The organism is Actinoplanes sp. NPDC051859, assembly GCF_044452725.1.
Classification (GTDB): Bacteria; Actinomycetota; Actinomycetes; order Mycobacteriales; family Micromonosporaceae; genus Actinoplanes.
The window spans coordinates 62,093-77,225 of sequence record NZ_JBITBX010000015.1; the positions used below are offsets into that span (position 1 = coordinate 62,093).

Consider the following 15,133-nt stretch of genomic DNA (forward strand, 5'->3'; position numbering starts at 1 on the left):
CATGGACGACGTCCCCTACGAGCTCCCGCCGGACGCGTCACCGGAGATGACCGCGATCGCCGCCCTCCACGAGGGGCTGCACAGCCTGCACCTCACCATGACCGCCCTCAACGACCAACACGCGACCCTGACCGCGCGGGTGGAGCAAGTTGCCAAACGCAGTAAACGCAAGGCGCCGACGGACATGCCGTGGCCGCTGCGCTGGAATGAACTCGACCGCGACGCCGCGCAGGAAGCGTGGGCGTGGCTCATCGACTGGGTGGCCTGGTTCGTGCCCCGCTACCAGCTCGTCGAAGAGATTCCGCCGTGCTGGCCGCGCCACGGGGCGTTCCTCGAGGAACTGACGGCGCTGGCCGCCGGCTGGCAGGCGGCCACCGACGAGAACGCCGACCCCGGCGGACTGCTGGTGTGGCACGAACGCCTCGCCCGCGCCCGGCTGCGGTGGCGCGACTGGGACGAGAGCACCCGCTGCCGCAACGGCACCCACACCGTCCGCCAGCTCGACCTCGACTGGCCCCCTAACTGGCGCATCAACGCCTACCAGATCGCCGACGCCGACATCGCCAGCCGCCGCGCTACCGCCACGCAGACCGGCAACACCGCGCAGAGAGGTGCACAGCGATGACACACCCCGCGCCGGTCACCTCCGAGGCCACCTGGCGGGACCTCATCGCCGCCATCCGCAACGAGATCGACCTGATCCAGGGCCTGTACGCCGGCATCACCGCAGGCCTCGAAGAACAACGCGACAACGCCGAAGCCGAAGCCGAGAAAGCCGCCGCCGACACGCGAGCAGACCCGCCCGCCGACCCGACTACCCCCGACCTCGACACCGACCCGCTCGCTGAACAGGAGACCGACATGACCGATCCCCACGACCCCGACTTCGAGGCCGCCTACGAAGCCGACCAGGAGCTGCGCGACGACTACGAAGCCGACGGCGACCTCGACGGCGACTACGACCCCGAACCCGACCCGGACCACGACAACCCGGACCTGGAGCCCTGATGACCGACACCACCAACACCATGGACACACCGGGCACTCCGGACGCCGCGGACGAACTCACCGACTACCTCGACACCCTGCGCGCGCTCGGTGCGCACGGCGTCCGCATCAACGATGCGCTGATCGCCGCCCACGTCGCCAGCGACACACCAGCCCGCGTGACGGCCCTGACCGCGCTGCACCACGCAATCCGCGCGATGGCCGCTGCCACCAACGCCGCCATCGCCGTCCGGGTCGGCGACGGCCCGCCCGGAACCGCGCAGTGAGCCCCCGGTTGGCCGGAGCCGTCGCGTTGCTCGCCGCGCTCGGCCTGACGGCGGCCTGCACCCCGCACACCCCGGCGGGGACGCCGACCTCATCACCGCCGGTCGTCGCGGGATTCGCGACACCCGACGCCACGGCCGTGACCGCCGCCCTGCGGACGGCCGACGCGTACGTGCGGGCCTGGGCACGCCCTGACCTCGACTCCGCTCGCTGGTTGGCCGGCGTCGCCCCGTATACGGCGCCGCGCTACCGGGCGCTGCTGTCCACCGTCGACCCGCGCCACATCCCGGCGCGCACCGTCACCGGGCCCCCCACGACGGTGCGCACTGAGCCGACGGTGATCGTCGCCGACGTCCCGACCGACGCGGGAGCGGTCCGGGTCAGCTGCGAACCCGTCGACGGCCGGTGGCTCGTCACGACCGTCGAGCCCGTGGCGAGCCCACGATGACGCGGCGCCGCAAGGGGATGCTCGCCTGCATGGCCCTTCTGGTGCTGGTGTGCGGGTTGCCCTTGGGCGCCATCGTGTCCGTCCCCAAGCCCACCACCACCTGCGGTACCGGCAGCGGGGGAGGGCAACTGCGCAAACACGCCGGCGCCATCGGCGAATGGTCCAGCAGTGAAGTCGACAACGCTGCCGTCATCGTCGCCACCGGCAAGAACCTGCACCTGCCGTCGCGGGCCTGGGTGATCGCGGTAGCGACCGCCATGACTGAATCCGACCTCAGAAATTCCGATGTAGCCACCGACCACGACTCGGTCGGGCTGTTCCAGCAACGCCCCAGCCAAGGATGGGGCACCGTCGCCCAACTCATCGACCCCGTCTACGCCAGCACTAAGTTCTACAACGCCCTCGTCAAAGTCAAGAACTGGCAAACCCTGCCCTTGACAGTGGCGGCGCAAAGCGTGCAGAAATCCGGATTCCCAGACCGATATGCAAAATTCGAAAACGACGCTGCGCAAGTAGTAGCCGCAGTGACAGGTGATGCCACCATCACCTCGACGGGCGGCCCCGGCAATTGTGTCCCGGACTGCCCGCCTGTATCAGCTTCAGTGGACAGCGCTAAAGCGCCGTGCGCGGCGGTCGGCGGCATCTTCCAACGCGCCGAATCATGGCTGACGGCATGGTCGGGCGGGCCAGTCCCGTACCTGATGAGCAGCGCCCCAGACGCCCTCTTCCAGGGCTACCGGCGCGACTGCTCCGGATACGTCTCCATGACCCTAGGCCTGCCCGGACCAGGTATGGACACCGGCGCACTCGCTGCGCACTCCTCAAAGATCAGCAAGACGGAACTGCGCCCCGGCGACCTCATGATCAACCCCGCGCCGGGTGGCGCCGGGCACGTCGTCCTATTCCACAAATGGGCCGACACCTCAATGTCCAACTACTACGGATACGAACAAGCAGGCGACGGCGGAACGAAACATCACAAGATCCCATACCCCTATTACGGAACGTATTTTCTAGCGCCATATCGGTATGGGCGTTCATGACGGAGCGCCATTCCGCAATGCTTGCTGCAGTCCTGCGAACAACATTAGCCGTCGTCAAAGGAGTCCATATGCATCATCGCGACCTGAGCACCGCAAAGCCACAGTCGGACGACCGCGACCCGTGGCCGTGGCCCATTAACAGCGTCACCGTCCACCGACCCCACGACTGGCCGGTGCTCGACCGGAAGCCTACGTACGGCCAGCACCGACGCGCACCACGACCACGCCCCAGCGAACCCGTCACCGTCACCGACGACACCGCCACCACGGAGGACACCGTGAACACCTCACATGACGACCGCAACCACGACCTCGACACCGACGACGACCCAACGGCCGCGCAAGCCAACCAGCCGGAACCACCAGACGGCCACTACCGCGGCCGCCACCGCAGACCGCCCCGCTGGCGGCGGAACCCACCAGCGGACCCGGACCCGTCGCCGACGGACGCGCAATGAGCGAACTCGCCATCGACCAGCCGCCGGCGGTTCCACTGTCGGACACCGCTATGTCCGGACGAAGCGACGACTGCGACGCCGTGTCGGTGCTCTGCCGCGCCGCCCACCAGGTACGCCGCCACCTCGAACACACGGTCCTGCACCCGGCCGGGCTGAACTGGACCAGCTACGACGTACTTCACCTGGTCATCGCCCACCGCCAAATCGAACCGCAGACCATCGCCGCGATCAGCGGCCTCGCGAAAGCCACCGTCACCCTCGCCGCCAAGACCCTCGCCACCCGGCAACTCATACGCAGGGTGCCCGACCCCGGCGACCACCGACACCGCTTCCTACGCCCCACCGTGTCCGGCTGGCAGGTCCTGCACGAGCTGCGCCCCCGCATCCGCGCTGCACAACAACTCCTGCTCGCGGGAACCGTGGAGGGCGTACCCCCGGCGCTGCTGCACACCGCCGCCACCTTGACCAGACCCACGACCGACCACCAGATCGGACCGTCATGATCATGTTCAACACCCTGATGGGTGTCTGCGCCGGACTGGCGCTACTGCTCGTCCCGCGCTACTGGGCCAGCGTCCGCGGCGACCGGCTGCCGCTACAGATCGTGCACGGCGGCGACCAACACGGCTGGGCTGCCACCTTCGGCCTCCTCGGCACCGTCCTGACCGGACTCGGCGGCGTCATGACCATCACCCACCCCCTCGCCCCGGCCAAGCCCTACATCGACACGATCTTCGGCGAACCGACCCTGCTGCTCGGGGTGCTGCTGCTCGCCGCGGCCTGGCGCCTCGCCCACCGCGACGACCCGCTCGACGAGCGCCGGCTCCACGCACTGCTCGCCCCGGCCAGCGTCGTCGTGTTCGCGCTCGGCGTCGTCTTGGTCTGGTGCTGCCTGGCGATCCTGCGATTCGACGTCATCAGCGCCGCACCCGCCGCCGAACCCCTCACCGGTCTAATGCACGACCACCCCGCCATCGAGAACACCTTCTTCGCGGCCGTGCTCTACGGACCAGCCGCGATCGGCTGCCTGCTGACACCGTTCGCGCTCGACCCGCGCCGCCGCCGCACCTGGCTGACTCTCTACTGGTGCTGGACGATCGCCGGTCTCGGCTTCACCGCTTTCTCAGCGGTGAACTTCTACACCCACACCGGGATGCTCGTGAACGCCGTCCACGGCAACACGGTCTACCGCTGGTGACCCCGGCTCCCCGGCCACCACCCATCCCGCACACCAATTGCGAGCTAGCAATCCGCCCGCGCACCACCCTTCCCGAACGCAAACAGGAGTCACCATGCACGCGTATCGCACCGCAACCCGACTCGCCGCCACCATCACCGCCGCCGGGCTCACCGTCGCGGCAGGCGGATGCCACCATGACCGCAGCGACCCGTCACCTGCCGTCTCCGCCAGCTCACCAGGTGCGGTTTCCGGCGCGACCTCGCCGCCGTCGGTGCCCCCGTCGATGACTTACCCGAGGCCCACCTACAAGGCGGTCCGGAGCCCGTGCGACAGCATCGGGTTCACGGCGTTGCGGCCGCTGCTGGGCCAACCGGGGACCGCACCCGTCGCCGACCGCTTCGACCTCCGATCGAGGATCGCGTTCGCGCGCTGCGCCCGGCCGTTCGGTGGGGGCCAGCCACAGACCCTTGTGGTCATCTCTACCCAGCGCGTTGACGGCGGCACCGTCGACGACGTGTTCCGTAGTAAGCGCAACTTCGACGCTCGTGAAGCGCCGGTCACCGATATCCCCGCTCTTGGCGAGGGCGCCTACATCAGCACTGACCCGGCGATCGGCACCAGCATCACCGTCCATGACGGCAACTTGGCCGCTCAGATCACCGTCATGCATGTCCCGCCGGCTGCGCGAGCCGCGCTGAACGACGCGCTGACCCAGACCGCGCGAGAGGTGCTCGACGCCGCCACACCCTGACCCGTCCCCGTTGGCTGGTGGCCGCCGCGGCGTGCACCGTCACCGGACCGCGCCCTGGACAGAGGGAGCGATCCGACCCTCAGCACGATTCCTTTCGCACGCAGAGGAGATCGAGTGAAGCACGTCCTCGAGCTACAGCATGCGATCCTGCGCTCCCGCCTGCCCGCTCCAGCCAAAACCATCCTGTTGGCGCTGAGCGTCGTAGCAGACTGGGACACCGGCATCATCCCCGACCAGCACACCCCGTCGCTACCCACCCTGGCCGCGATGACCAGTCTCGCCAAATCCACCGTCACCGAATGGCTCGGCCCCCTGGAAAGCGCCGGGTGGCTCAAACGCGATCGCCCCGACCGCAGCCACCACCGCACCCGATACGCCCTCCTGCACGGTTCCCACGACCTCGTCGCTCTCACTCGCGCATCCCGCCGACACACCTCCAACAGTCCGGCTGGTGAGCCGGGTCGGCCGCCAGAGCTCCGGCCCGAACAGCCGGACGAAGCCAGTCCCCTTGAGGAACCGCCATCCAACAGACCTCTCAGGCGTGCGCACGCCCCTCAAGGCCGCCCGCAACCGGCCACCGATGCACTGAAGCAGGCCGACCAGATGACGAATTGCTCAGCTGACCGCATCGACGGAGCCGATAGTCGTCAGCCGCCCGGGGTTATCCACAGCGGTCCGCCTGGCGGATGGGTCCGCCAGGCGGACCCCGAGCGGCAGGTACCGCCAAGCGGACCCTCAGCAGTCCGCCAGGCGGACCCCGGGGTACCGCCAGGCGGACCCATGACGTTCTTGACCTCTCCTACGGAGAGGTCAACCACCCGGGACCATCCGCGCGCGCGTGACGCGCAAGGCGCAGCGCGGCGCCGCAACGACGCCGACGTCCGCGGCACCCGATTGCCCGCAACTTTCGACGTCACCGCCGAGATGGAGGAGTGGGCCCGCCGGAACACTCCCGACGTGGCCCAAAGCGCCACCGACGCCTTTCGCGACTACTGGCGGGCCCGCCCGGACCCCGAGGGCCGCAAGGCCGACTGGCTCGCCGCGTGGCGCGGCTGGATGCGCCGCGAGCAGGCCACTATCGAGCGGCAGCCTGGGTACCGTGGTCCCGCCCGGCAGACTGCCCCCATCGCGGCTATCCGGATTCCCGTCGAGGCGATGTGCCGAGACCACCGTGGCCACCGAGCTGCTACCTGTGGGCTGTGCCGCTCCGAACGCATCGAGGCCCGGTGACCGATGTCCACCAGGCTTCTACGACTATCACCGCAGTTTATGCCACTCGCCGTCTGTGGCTCGCACCCTTCCATACGGCGATGAGAGTGCTCGTACTACACCAGTTCGTCAGGGGTTTGAACGGCGGGCCTGGTCCGCGCGATCGTTCACGACTGGCATCGATCAATTATCGCGGGATGACACCCGAAAATCGCGGACAGAACCAGATGTGCCCAGGCCTTTACGAATATTTCTAGCTCCATCGATTGGAGTTCCGAGTATCTGGAACGCTAGGTCATCGGAGTCATCGTGAGTCCTGGATCTTCACTGGGGGTGGAAGTGAAAGAAAGTTGCGCCTCGCCCACCTAGCTGTCGATCCACGCCAGCCAGTCTCGCGCCGGGATGACGGATACTCGCGAAGATAGGAAGACAGTTTCCAGCTAGCCGGAAGGGCCGACTACAGAGAAGAGTGTGACGACGACTGTCAACCACGCGAAGGCGATGGCCGTCTAGCCTAATCCTCAGTTCGTCTTTCCCGACAGCCCGCCAGTTTCGGGCGTTCTCAGTTCCGGGGAGTAGCAAGTAGCGGGATTTGTGAATCCCGACCAGAAGATCCATATGTGGCCGCTCACCGGGCATAAGAACATCCGTTGCATCTGTTGGAAGATGTCAGCGAACCCCTTTTCGGCATCCCAAAGCTTTCCGAACTCCTGGTCTTTGATGATCAGCCATTCGTCTGGATTTTCTCCGCTAGTAGAAATAACTTCGCCACATACGCACCGAAACTTCCCCATGCAACCCCTCCTATTCGACGACAATAATTTCTCTCAACGGCGGATGCTCGGAAGGCGCTCCATTTGCGCGAGCAAGCAGTTGCTCCGCGTCGACTTCGGACGCCTTCAATTCTGAATTTCGTAGATTCAGAACGACGCCGCCGCCTTCGACTTGGTCTCGCTTCGCTTTAATATTTGACGCAATTCTGTCGAGGTTCTTCGTCTTGGGTGAGTAGATATCGTACTGCTTTCCGTTGACCAGTAGATCCGAGGTGTTCACACCCCGAGTGCCCCCGCCTTGAGGCGGGTCCCGAAGCACGACTGCATTGCCAAGCTTGGCGACTTCCTCTGCTGCGGCCACTTCCTCTGGGGTGGCCTCCTTGCCGGTAATTGTAAGGCATCCTTTGCCGATTCGGACGCAATCGCTATGCCCTCCGCGGAAATTCTTGCCTAGGAAGTCGGCTACCGAAGACACAATGTCGAGAATGGTTTCGAAGGTCTCAATATGTTTGCGAATCTCTTCCAGGTCTTCGCAATACCCCGGACGATTCGCAATCCTTCTGCATTTATCTTGGAAGTAATATTCTTTTACTGCCTCGGCGATGGAACCGTCGCCGAACTCGAATTTGCCTTGGTTTTCGACGAACTCCTTAATGATTAGTCGCTCGTAATCATCAAGGCTGTTTCCGAATGCTGGCGCCTTAATGCGACGCTGCTGCGCATAAGCAATAATTCCCTGACATTGCGATACGCATAGCTGCGTTTCTGGATCCCACTCCAGTACGCGGGGATACTCCGCGTTGAAGAGCCATGCCTCGTCGAGATGGCTTGAGGGAACGAACAGTGTGCCGTCATTGATGTATTGCGTTGAAACGAGTTGATAATACGGGCTAATCGCGCCGACGCGTAGGCGTCGGACATCTGTCGTTGAAGCTCCCGTGTCCAAGGTGACGACGTCGCTCTCAGTTGCCACAATGCCGCCGTTGGTGCCGGTCCAGAGACCTGCTGGTTGCAGGCTCATCGCGCCGGACTTGCTGATTTCGGCGATTTTTGCGGGATGGTCCGGTGTGTAGGCCTTCACATAGAGCTTGTCGCCGGTTGTGGTCATGTACCCGGGCTCGATGGGGTAGGGCAGGGTATTGGTGACCGTTGTGATGGTGCCGCCGATGGGGGTTGCCGACACTTTGCCGTCGGTGTCGGTGACCGGCAGCGATTTGAGTGTGGTTCCGTTGATCAGCCAGATGTGGGTTCGGTCGGCTGTCATGGTGGAGCCAGCCGTGATGTTCTGGCTCACGGTGTTAGTGGTTCCGGTGCGGAGTCCGTACTGGTACAGGGTGCCGTAGTCGGTGAGGGTGTAGAGGTGTTCGCCTGCTATGACGGATCGTCCGGTGAAGCTGCTGATGATGCGGGCGGAGCCGGTGGCGGGGTTGACCGCGCGGATTCCGCAGGATTCGGAGGTGTAGATCAGGTTTCCGTCGTTGCCGATGATGGTGGGGTAGCGGAAGGTGGCGTCGTCGCGGGTGGCGCCGTCACGGCAACTGATGGTGGCGGCGTTGCCTGCGGCGGGCACCGTCGAGCCTGTGCGCGTGGTTCTGAAGATTTGTGACGCGTTAGCGGTGTAGATGAAGTCGTCGAGAATGGTCAGTCCCCATCGCGCGCCGGGCAGGGAGGCGACCGTCGTGACCGCTGCACCCGACAGGTTCGGCGCCAGCGGTGCCGGTGGGGTGTAGGGGCGGACCGCCTCGATGATGGCAGCGAGACCCAGTTGGTCACTTGCGTAGAGACGGATGCCGTCGGTGGCAATGCCGTTGACGAGGCTGAGCAGATCGTCGCGGTGGGCGCCGTCACCGGCGACCAGTTGAGTGCTGCCGGTGGTCTTGCTGATACGCAGGATGGTGTCGTTGTGGGAGCGGACGTAGATGTAGTCGCCGACCGACAGCGGGCTGTGCCACAAGCCGCTCGGGATTTCGAGCCTGCGGCGTTCACCGTTCATGGTGGTGACGTCGATGCCGTGAAGTCGTGCCTGTGGGTCGAGGACCCATACGTGGGTGTCGTCAGCGGTGATCGGGCCGTAAATCTCCTGGCCAGGTTTGGTGAGTACCCGGCGTTCGCCGGTCTGCAGGTCGTGGCGGATCAAGGAGCCGGAGCTGTTGTTGACGTAGAGGTACTGCCCGACGATGGCGTAGGAGTCGCCGTTGGTTTCGGAGTTGATGATTTTGCGGGTGGCGCCGGTGTTCGGGTTGGTGGCGCGCACGCCGCAGTTGTAGTCGGCGGTGTAGATGAGGAAGCCGTCGTTGCCGATGATGCGGGGGTTGGTGAAGGTGGCCGATCCGCTGACAGCGTCGGCGCAGCCGGACGTCGTACCGCCGGCGAGGTCTTCCGACGCACCGGTGGTGGTGTCGGTCCGGACGATGCGTTTGTCGACTGCCGTGTAGGCGACGCCGTCGATAACCGTGATGCCCTTGGTCCACTGGTCGGGCCCGAACCGGTTCACGCGGCCCGAGTTGAGGACCGGCGCGGGCGGGGCGGACGGGTAGACGCGGGCGGGTGCCGGGCTGATTGCGGCGAGGCCGCGGTCATCGCTGACGTACAGGCGAGCGCCGGCGGCGGCGAAGCCGCTGATGCCGTAGACGAAGTCGCCATCGGCGCCGTCGCCGGCGATCAGCTGGACGGCTCCGTCGGACTTGTTCATCCGGTAGATCTTGGTGCCGTCTTGGGAGCTGAAGTAGATGACGTCGCCGACCGAGATGAGCTGCCCGGCCCAGTCGAAGGGCATGGCGAAAGAGGCCGGGTTGATGGTCGGCCCGCTGTTGTTGAGCCGGTAGATCTTGTTATTGGTGAGGAGCCAGACGTAGTTGTCGTCGGCGGTGATCTTGCCGCCGATCTGTTGGCCGCCAGGGTTGAGGACACGACGTTCGCCGGTTTGCAGGTCGTGGCGGATCAGAGATCCCCACTTGTTGCTGACGTACAGGTAGGGTCCGACGATGGCGTAGCTGTCGCCGTTGGTTTCGGCGTTGACGATTTTGCGGGTGGCGCCGGTGCTCGGGTTGACCGCGCGGACGCCGCACCTCCAGTGGGCGGTGTAGATCAGAGTGCCGTCGTTGCCGATGATCTGCGAGTTTTCGAAGGTCGCTGCCTGACCGGTCGGGGCGTCGAGGCAGGTCATGGTCGTGCTGCCGGCGTGGTTGACGGTGGCACCTGTGTCGATGTCGGTCTTGGTGATACGTCCGTCGACTGCTGTGTAGGCATAGCCGTCAAGCACTGTCACGCCGAAGTGGAGGGCTGGATTGCTGGGACCGAATCGCTGTACGTGTCCCGCGGTTAGTTCCGGGCTGGCGGGTGCTGGCGCGTATGAGCGGGCGGGCGCGGCAGTGATGGCGGCGAGGCCTTGTTCGTCGCTGACGTACAGGCGGGAACCGGCGGAGGCGGCGAAGCCGGTGATGCCGTAAAGGAGATCGCCGTTGGCGCCGTCGCCGGCGATGAACCGGGTGGCGCCGTCGGACTTGTTCATCCGGTAGATCTTGGTGCCGTCTTTGGAACTGAAGTAGAGGAAGTCGCCGACCGAGACGAGCTGCCCGGCCCAGTCGAAGGGCATGCCGAAAAAGACCGGGCTGGTGGTCGGCCCGCTGTTGTTGAGCCGGTAGATCTTGTTATTGGTGAGGAGCCAGACGTAGTTGTCGTCGGCGGTGATCTTGCCGAGTAGCTGTTGGCCCTCGGGGGTGAGGACACGGCGTTCGCCGGCTTCCAGGTCGTGGCGGATCAGAGATCCCCACTTGTTGTTGACGTAGAGGTAGCGTCCGACGATGGCGTGGCTGTCGCCGTTGGTCTCGGCGCTGATGACCTTCTCGGTTGCTCCATTGTGTGGATTGACTTTGCGAACGACTCCGCAGCCGTAGTCGGCGACATAGATTCGGTTGCCGTCGTTGCCGATGACGTGAGGGAGGCTGAACGTGGCCTTGTCGCCGTCGTCGGCGTCGTCGGTGCACCCTGCCGTGGTCTGCCCGGCCCGCCACACCGACAGGCCAGTCGGGGAGGTTTCGACGATGCGCGTGCCGACTGCGGTGTACGCGTTGCCGTCCAGGACGGTGACGCCCCGATTGACGCCGCCCAGGCTGAACCTGTCGACGACACCGGCGGGGAAGACGGGGCCGGTAGGTGCTGAAGGGTAGACGCGCATCGGGAAGGAGGCATATCCGATGCGGCCCTTGGTGCTTGCCGCCGTCACGGTGACGGTGTAGGCGCCGGCGGCACGGGCGGTGCCGGTGATAACACCGGTGGCAGGGTCGATGGCCAGGCCATCGGGCAGCCCGTCGGCCCGCCACGAGAGCGTGCCGACCGCTTCCGCGACGGTCATGTTCAGCACGGGTACGTTCTTGTCCTGATCGATGGGTGCGGGTGTCGGCGTCGACAGGGTGAGGGCGGGCAGGATGTCCGCGGTGGAACCCCGGGCTTCGATCTCGTCGACCAGGGTCCACGCCCCAGCGCCGTTGACCGTGACTCGCACGTAGCGGGCGGCCTGATTCAGGCCGACGGCGCGGTACGCGCGCACCTGGTCAGCCGCCGAAACGTTCGGCCGTGACACCGTCGCGATATCGGTAAATTCTTGCGCGTCGGTGGAGAGCGCGTAGGCCACGGTCAGGGGCAGCTGGATGCCGGCGGCCCGGTCTTGCAGCCAGGTGGTGGTGATCTCGGTGAGAGGGCGGTTGATGCCGAGGTCGACGGTGAACGAGTAGCTGTTCTGGTTGTGGCGGCCCTGCCACGCCGGTCCGGCAGCGGCGCCGCCGTGGACGCCGTCGGTCAGCGGGAATTGGCCGTGGCTGGGGAGGGCCGGGTCGGCCAATGTGCTGACGGTGTAGGTGCACCCGGTGTCGGTGTCGCTCTGCTTGCAGGCGGCGTAGTTTTCGGGTGCGGCAGGCGTCGGCATGGTGGTCACCGCCGCCTCGTCGCTGGGCACCGACTCGAGGTTGTCGGCGCCGAGGGCGATGACGCGGTAGCGGTAGCCGGTGGCTCCGTCAAGCTGCCGGTCGAACAAGCCTGTGTCGGATCCGGTCGTTGCCACGAGGGCGCCGTCACGGTAGATCCGATACGCGGTCGCTCCAGGCACCGCGCTCCAGCTGAGCGCGACAGTCTGCGGTTCAGTTGCTTCGGCGGTCAGCCCGCCGGGGACGGCAAGCGCGACTGTCCACAGGAACATGGCCCGATCGGTGCGGCCGGCGGCGTCGACGACGGTCACGGTAACGGTCGAAGTGCCAGCGTTGGTGGGCGAGCCAGCAATCGCGCCGCTAGCCGGGTCGAAGGTCAATCCGGCACGCAGACCGTGCACGGTCCAGGTGTAGGGGGCGGTGCCGCCGCCAGCCGTCAGGGGCAGGTGGGTTTGCTCACCGACGGTGGTGTTCTGTGCGCCGGGATCGGTGGCGGCGAGGGCGTCGGCCGTGGTCCAGGTAACGATGGTGCGGGCGGTGCTGCCGCTGGCGTCAGTGACCGTGACAGTGACGGGCCAGCTTCCAGTAGCGGTGGGTGTGCCGGTGACCTGGCCGGTAGTGGCGTCGAGGCTCAGCCCGGTGGGCAGGCCTGCTACGGACCACCGGTAGCCGCCGGTGCCTCCGATCGCGGCGAGCTGCAGCGAGGTCGCGACACCGATGGTTCCGGTCTGGGCACCCGGATCGGCGAGGGCCACGGGTCCAGCGATGTTCCAGGTGAACGACGTCGTGGCGGTGCGGCCAGCGGCGTCGACGACGGTCGCAGTGACGACCGAGGTAGTGGCCGAGCTGGGGGTGCCGGTGATGGTGCCGGTCGCGGTGGCTGTCAGGCCGGCAGGCAGACCGCTGACGATCCAGGTGAACGGCGCGGTACCACCGTCTGCGCTCAGACGCACATCGGCGATGGCGGCGCTGGCGGTGCTGGTGTGGGTGCCCGGGCTCGCGATCGTGACCGGAGCGCCAACGGCGATCGGGAATGCCAGCGTGCTGGTGATTTTGAGGGCGTCGGTGACGGTGACCGACACGGTCGTCGTGGCAGCGGTGGTCGCGGTGCCGCTGATGAGGCCAGTGCTGGACTTGATAGACAGGCCGGCAGGCAGTCCGGTGGCAGCCCACGTGTACGGGGCTTTGCCGCCGGTGGCGCTCAGTTGCCGGGCCATGGCGACGCCGGTGGTGGCGTGGACGGTGCCGGGGTGGGTGATGGTGGCGGCTGCGGCGATGGTCCAGGTGAATCCGGTGGCTCCGGACGTGCCGGTGGTGTCGGTGGCGGTGATGGTCGCGGAGTAGACGCCGTTGGTGGTCGGGGTGCCGGTGACCACACCGGTCGCGGTGTCGATGATGAGGCCGGGCGGCAGGCCGGTGGCGGTCCAGGCGTAGTTGCCGGTGCCGCCTGCGGCCTTGATGGTCAGCGGGGTGATTGCCGTGCCGATGGCGCTGCCGCGGCTGCTCGGGTAGGTGACGATGACGCCAGTGGCGAAGGAGAACGACACGCTGCCGGTGTTGCCGTCCCTGTCGGTGACAGTCACCTTAGGGGTGTAGTTACCAGCCGTGGTGGGCGTACCGGAGATGGTGCCGGTGGCGGGGTCGAGGGTGAGTCCGATGGGCAGTCCGGTCGCGGTCCAGCGGTACGGCGCTGTGCCGCCGCTGGCAGCCAGGGCCTTGGTGTAGTCGACTCCGGTCGGGCCGACCTGGCCGTACGGGTTGGCCACCGTGATCGGTGCCACGACGTTCCAGCTGAATGAAGCGGTGTGGGTGCGTAGCCCTGCGTCGGTTACGGTCACCGTCGCGGTGTGGCTGGCCAGGGTGGTGGGGGTGCCGGAGATGACGCCGCTGGTGGAGTTGAGGGACAGACCGGCGGGCAGGCCACTGCCATTCCACGTGTAGGGAGCGGTGCCGCCCGTCGCGGCCAGGGCGACAGATACGGGGCTGCCGCTCGGGTCGTTGCGGGTGCCCGGGTCGGTGACCTTCAGCAGGGCGGCGACGGTGAACGGGACCGAGATGGTGGTGGCAACGTTCGCGGCGTCCGTTGCGGTGACCAGCACCGGTCCGGTGACTGCGGTGGTGGGGGTGCCGGAGATGAGGCCGGTGCTGGACTTGATGGACAGGCCGGCGGGCAGGCCAGTGGCCGCCCACCAGTAGGGAGCCTTACCGCCGGTGGCAGCCATCTGCTTCGACACCGGCACGTCGATGGTCGCGTGAATCGGACCGGGGTCGGCGACGGTGGCGCCGACGGCGACGGTCCAGGTGAAACCGGTCGCGCCAGAGACACCGGCGCCGTCCGTCGCGGTGATCTTGACCGAGTGGACGCCGGCGGTGGTGGGAGTACCGGTGACGACCCCGGTGGTCGCGTCGATGCTTAGACCCGCAGGGAGGCCCGTGGAGGTCCACGTGTAGATACCGGTACCGCCGGCGGCCTTGAGCGCCAAGGGAGCAATCGCGGTGCCGATGTTGCTGGCCCGGCTACTGGGATAGGTAACGATGACCCCGGTGGCGAAGGAGAACGATGCGAATCCCGCAACGCCTGTGGAGTCGGTGGCAGTCACCTTGGTTGGATAGCTACCCGCCGTCGCAGGCGTGCCCGAGATCAGACCGCTTGACGCGTCGATCGTCAGACCCGGCGGGAGGCCGGTGGCAGACCAAAGGTAGGGGGCTGTGCCACCGGACGCTGTCATCGCCTTCGCGAAGGCGACGCCGGTGGGGCCTGCCTGGCCGCCCGGGCTGGTAACCGTGACCGTGCCAGCGGCCGACGCCGGCGGCACCGTCAGGAACTGCGTTAGCACCGCGAGCACGCAGGCCAAGGTCAACGTCACGAGACGGCGAGGACGCCGCCCTTGATCGCGAACAGCGCGCACCACGAACGAACGAGGTTCCTGCCGCAGCATCTGCAACCTTTCGACAACCAACAGATGTCTGAACGATACGATTCGCGGCTTTTGTTCAGCAGGTGCGATTGGTGGGCGACGGCTCAGCCGATGAGTTCCTAGGCCGTACGACTTGGGCAAGAGTCCACGGCCGTGCGG

General features: G+C 66.5%; 11 protein-coding genes. 10 read left to right on the forward strand and 1 reads right to left on the reverse strand.

The annotated features are described in order from the left end of the window. The first annotated feature begins 1 nt into the window (after position 1). The 10 genes from ACIA1L_RS29215 (at position 2) to ACIA1L_RS29260 (ending at position 6,382) form a co-directional block, all read left to right on the forward strand. Positions 2–625 carry a hypothetical protein gene (locus ACIA1L_RS29215; protein ID WP_396076216.1) on the forward strand — a complete coding sequence of 208 codons (624 nt, stop codon included), beginning with the start codon at positions 2–4 and terminating at the stop codon, positions 623–625. Further along, positions 622–1,008: a hypothetical protein gene (locus ACIA1L_RS29220; protein WP_396076217.1), complete on the forward strand. Its 387-nt coding sequence runs from the start codon at positions 622–624 to the stop codon at positions 1,006–1,008. Before ACIA1L_RS29215 ends, ACIA1L_RS29220 begins: the two co-directional genes overlap by 4 nt. After that, entirely contained in the window at positions 1,008–1,274 is a 267-nt protein-coding gene (locus tag ACIA1L_RS29225; RefSeq protein WP_396076218.1) for a hypothetical protein, read from the forward strand. The genes ACIA1L_RS29220 and ACIA1L_RS29225 overlap by 1 nt, the downstream gene beginning before the upstream one ends. Then, positions 1,271–1,720 carry a hypothetical protein gene (locus ACIA1L_RS29230; protein WP_396076219.1) on the forward strand — a complete coding sequence of 150 codons (450 nt, stop codon included), beginning with the start codon at positions 1,271–1,273 and terminating at the stop codon, positions 1,718–1,720. Before ACIA1L_RS29225 ends, ACIA1L_RS29230 begins: the two co-directional genes overlap by 4 nt. Before the next feature lie 29 nt (positions 1,721–1,749). Further along, on the forward strand, positions 1,750–2,763 hold the full coding sequence (locus ACIA1L_RS29235) for a hypothetical protein (RefSeq protein WP_396076220.1): 1,014 nt from the start codon (positions 1,750–1,752) through the stop codon (positions 2,761–2,763). 68 nt (positions 2,764–2,831) lie between these two features. Then, positions 2,832–3,221, forward strand: a complete 390-nt coding sequence (locus tag ACIA1L_RS29240; protein ID WP_396076221.1) for a hypothetical protein — start codon at positions 2,832–2,834, stop codon at positions 3,219–3,221. Further along, positions 3,218–3,724, forward strand: coding sequence for a MarR family winged helix-turn-helix transcriptional regulator (locus ACIA1L_RS29245; RefSeq protein ID WP_396076222.1), 507 nt, complete (start codon positions 3,218–3,220; stop codon positions 3,722–3,724). Before ACIA1L_RS29240 ends, ACIA1L_RS29245 begins: the two co-directional genes overlap by 4 nt. Positions 3,725–3,726: 2 nt before the next feature. Beyond that, complete coding sequence (locus ACIA1L_RS29250) at positions 3,727–4,419, forward strand: DUF981 family protein (RefSeq protein ID WP_396076223.1); 693 nt, start codon at positions 3,727–3,729, stop codon at positions 4,417–4,419. A 94-nt stretch (positions 4,420–4,513) separates the two neighbouring features. Further along, complete coding sequence (locus tag ACIA1L_RS29255; RefSeq protein WP_396076224.1) at positions 4,514–5,152, forward strand: hypothetical protein; 639 nt, start codon at positions 4,514–4,516, stop codon at positions 5,150–5,152. A 780-nt stretch (positions 5,153–5,932) separates the two neighbouring features. Continuing rightward, positions 5,933–6,382 (forward strand): hypothetical protein, encoded by a 450-nt coding sequence (locus ACIA1L_RS29260; RefSeq protein WP_396076225.1) that lies wholly within the window; start codon positions 5,933–5,935, stop codon positions 6,380–6,382. A gap of 783 nt (positions 6,383–7,165) precedes the next feature. Here ACIA1L_RS29260 and ACIA1L_RS29265 read toward each other — a convergent pair. Further along, entirely contained in the window at positions 7,166–14,995 is a 7,830-nt protein-coding gene (locus ACIA1L_RS29265) for a putative Ig domain-containing protein (RefSeq protein ID WP_396076226.1), read from the reverse strand. Between the last annotated feature and the right edge of the window lie 138 nt (positions 14,996–15,133).

Excerpts from the sequence above, each read along its gene's own strand:
- ACIA1L_RS29255 (WP_396076224.1), top strand. The coding sequence starts at position 4,514 with ATGCACGCGTATCGCACCGCAACCCGACTCGCCGCCACCATCACCGCC.
- ACIA1L_RS29240 (WP_396076221.1), top strand. The coding sequence starts at position 2,832 with ATGCATCATCGCGACCTGAGCACCGCAAAGCCACAGTCGGACGACCGC.
- ACIA1L_RS29225 (WP_396076218.1), top strand. The coding sequence starts at position 1,008 with ATGACCGACACCACCAACACCATGGACACACCGGGCACTCCGGACGCC.
- ACIA1L_RS29260 (WP_396076225.1), top strand. The coding sequence starts at position 5,933 with ATGACGTTCTTGACCTCTCCTACGGAGAGGTCAACCACCCGGGACCAT.
- ACIA1L_RS29250 (WP_396076223.1), top strand. The coding sequence starts at position 3,727 with ATGTTCAACACCCTGATGGGTGTCTGCGCCGGACTGGCGCTACTGCTC.
- ACIA1L_RS29245 (WP_396076222.1), top strand. The coding sequence starts at position 3,218 with ATGAGCGAACTCGCCATCGACCAGCCGCCGGCGGTTCCACTGTCGGAC.
- ACIA1L_RS29215 (WP_396076216.1), top strand. The coding sequence starts at position 2 with ATGGACGACGTCCCCTACGAGCTCCCGCCGGACGCGTCACCGGAGATG.
- ACIA1L_RS29265 (WP_396076226.1), bottom strand. The coding sequence starts at position 14,995 with ATGCTGCGGCAGGAACCTCGTTCGTTCGTGGTGCGCGCTGTTCGCGAT.
- ACIA1L_RS29220 (WP_396076217.1), top strand. The coding sequence starts at position 622 with ATGACACACCCCGCGCCGGTCACCTCCGAGGCCACCTGGCGGGACCTC.
- ACIA1L_RS29235 (WP_396076220.1), top strand. The coding sequence starts at position 1,750 with ATGGCCCTTCTGGTGCTGGTGTGCGGGTTGCCCTTGGGCGCCATCGTG.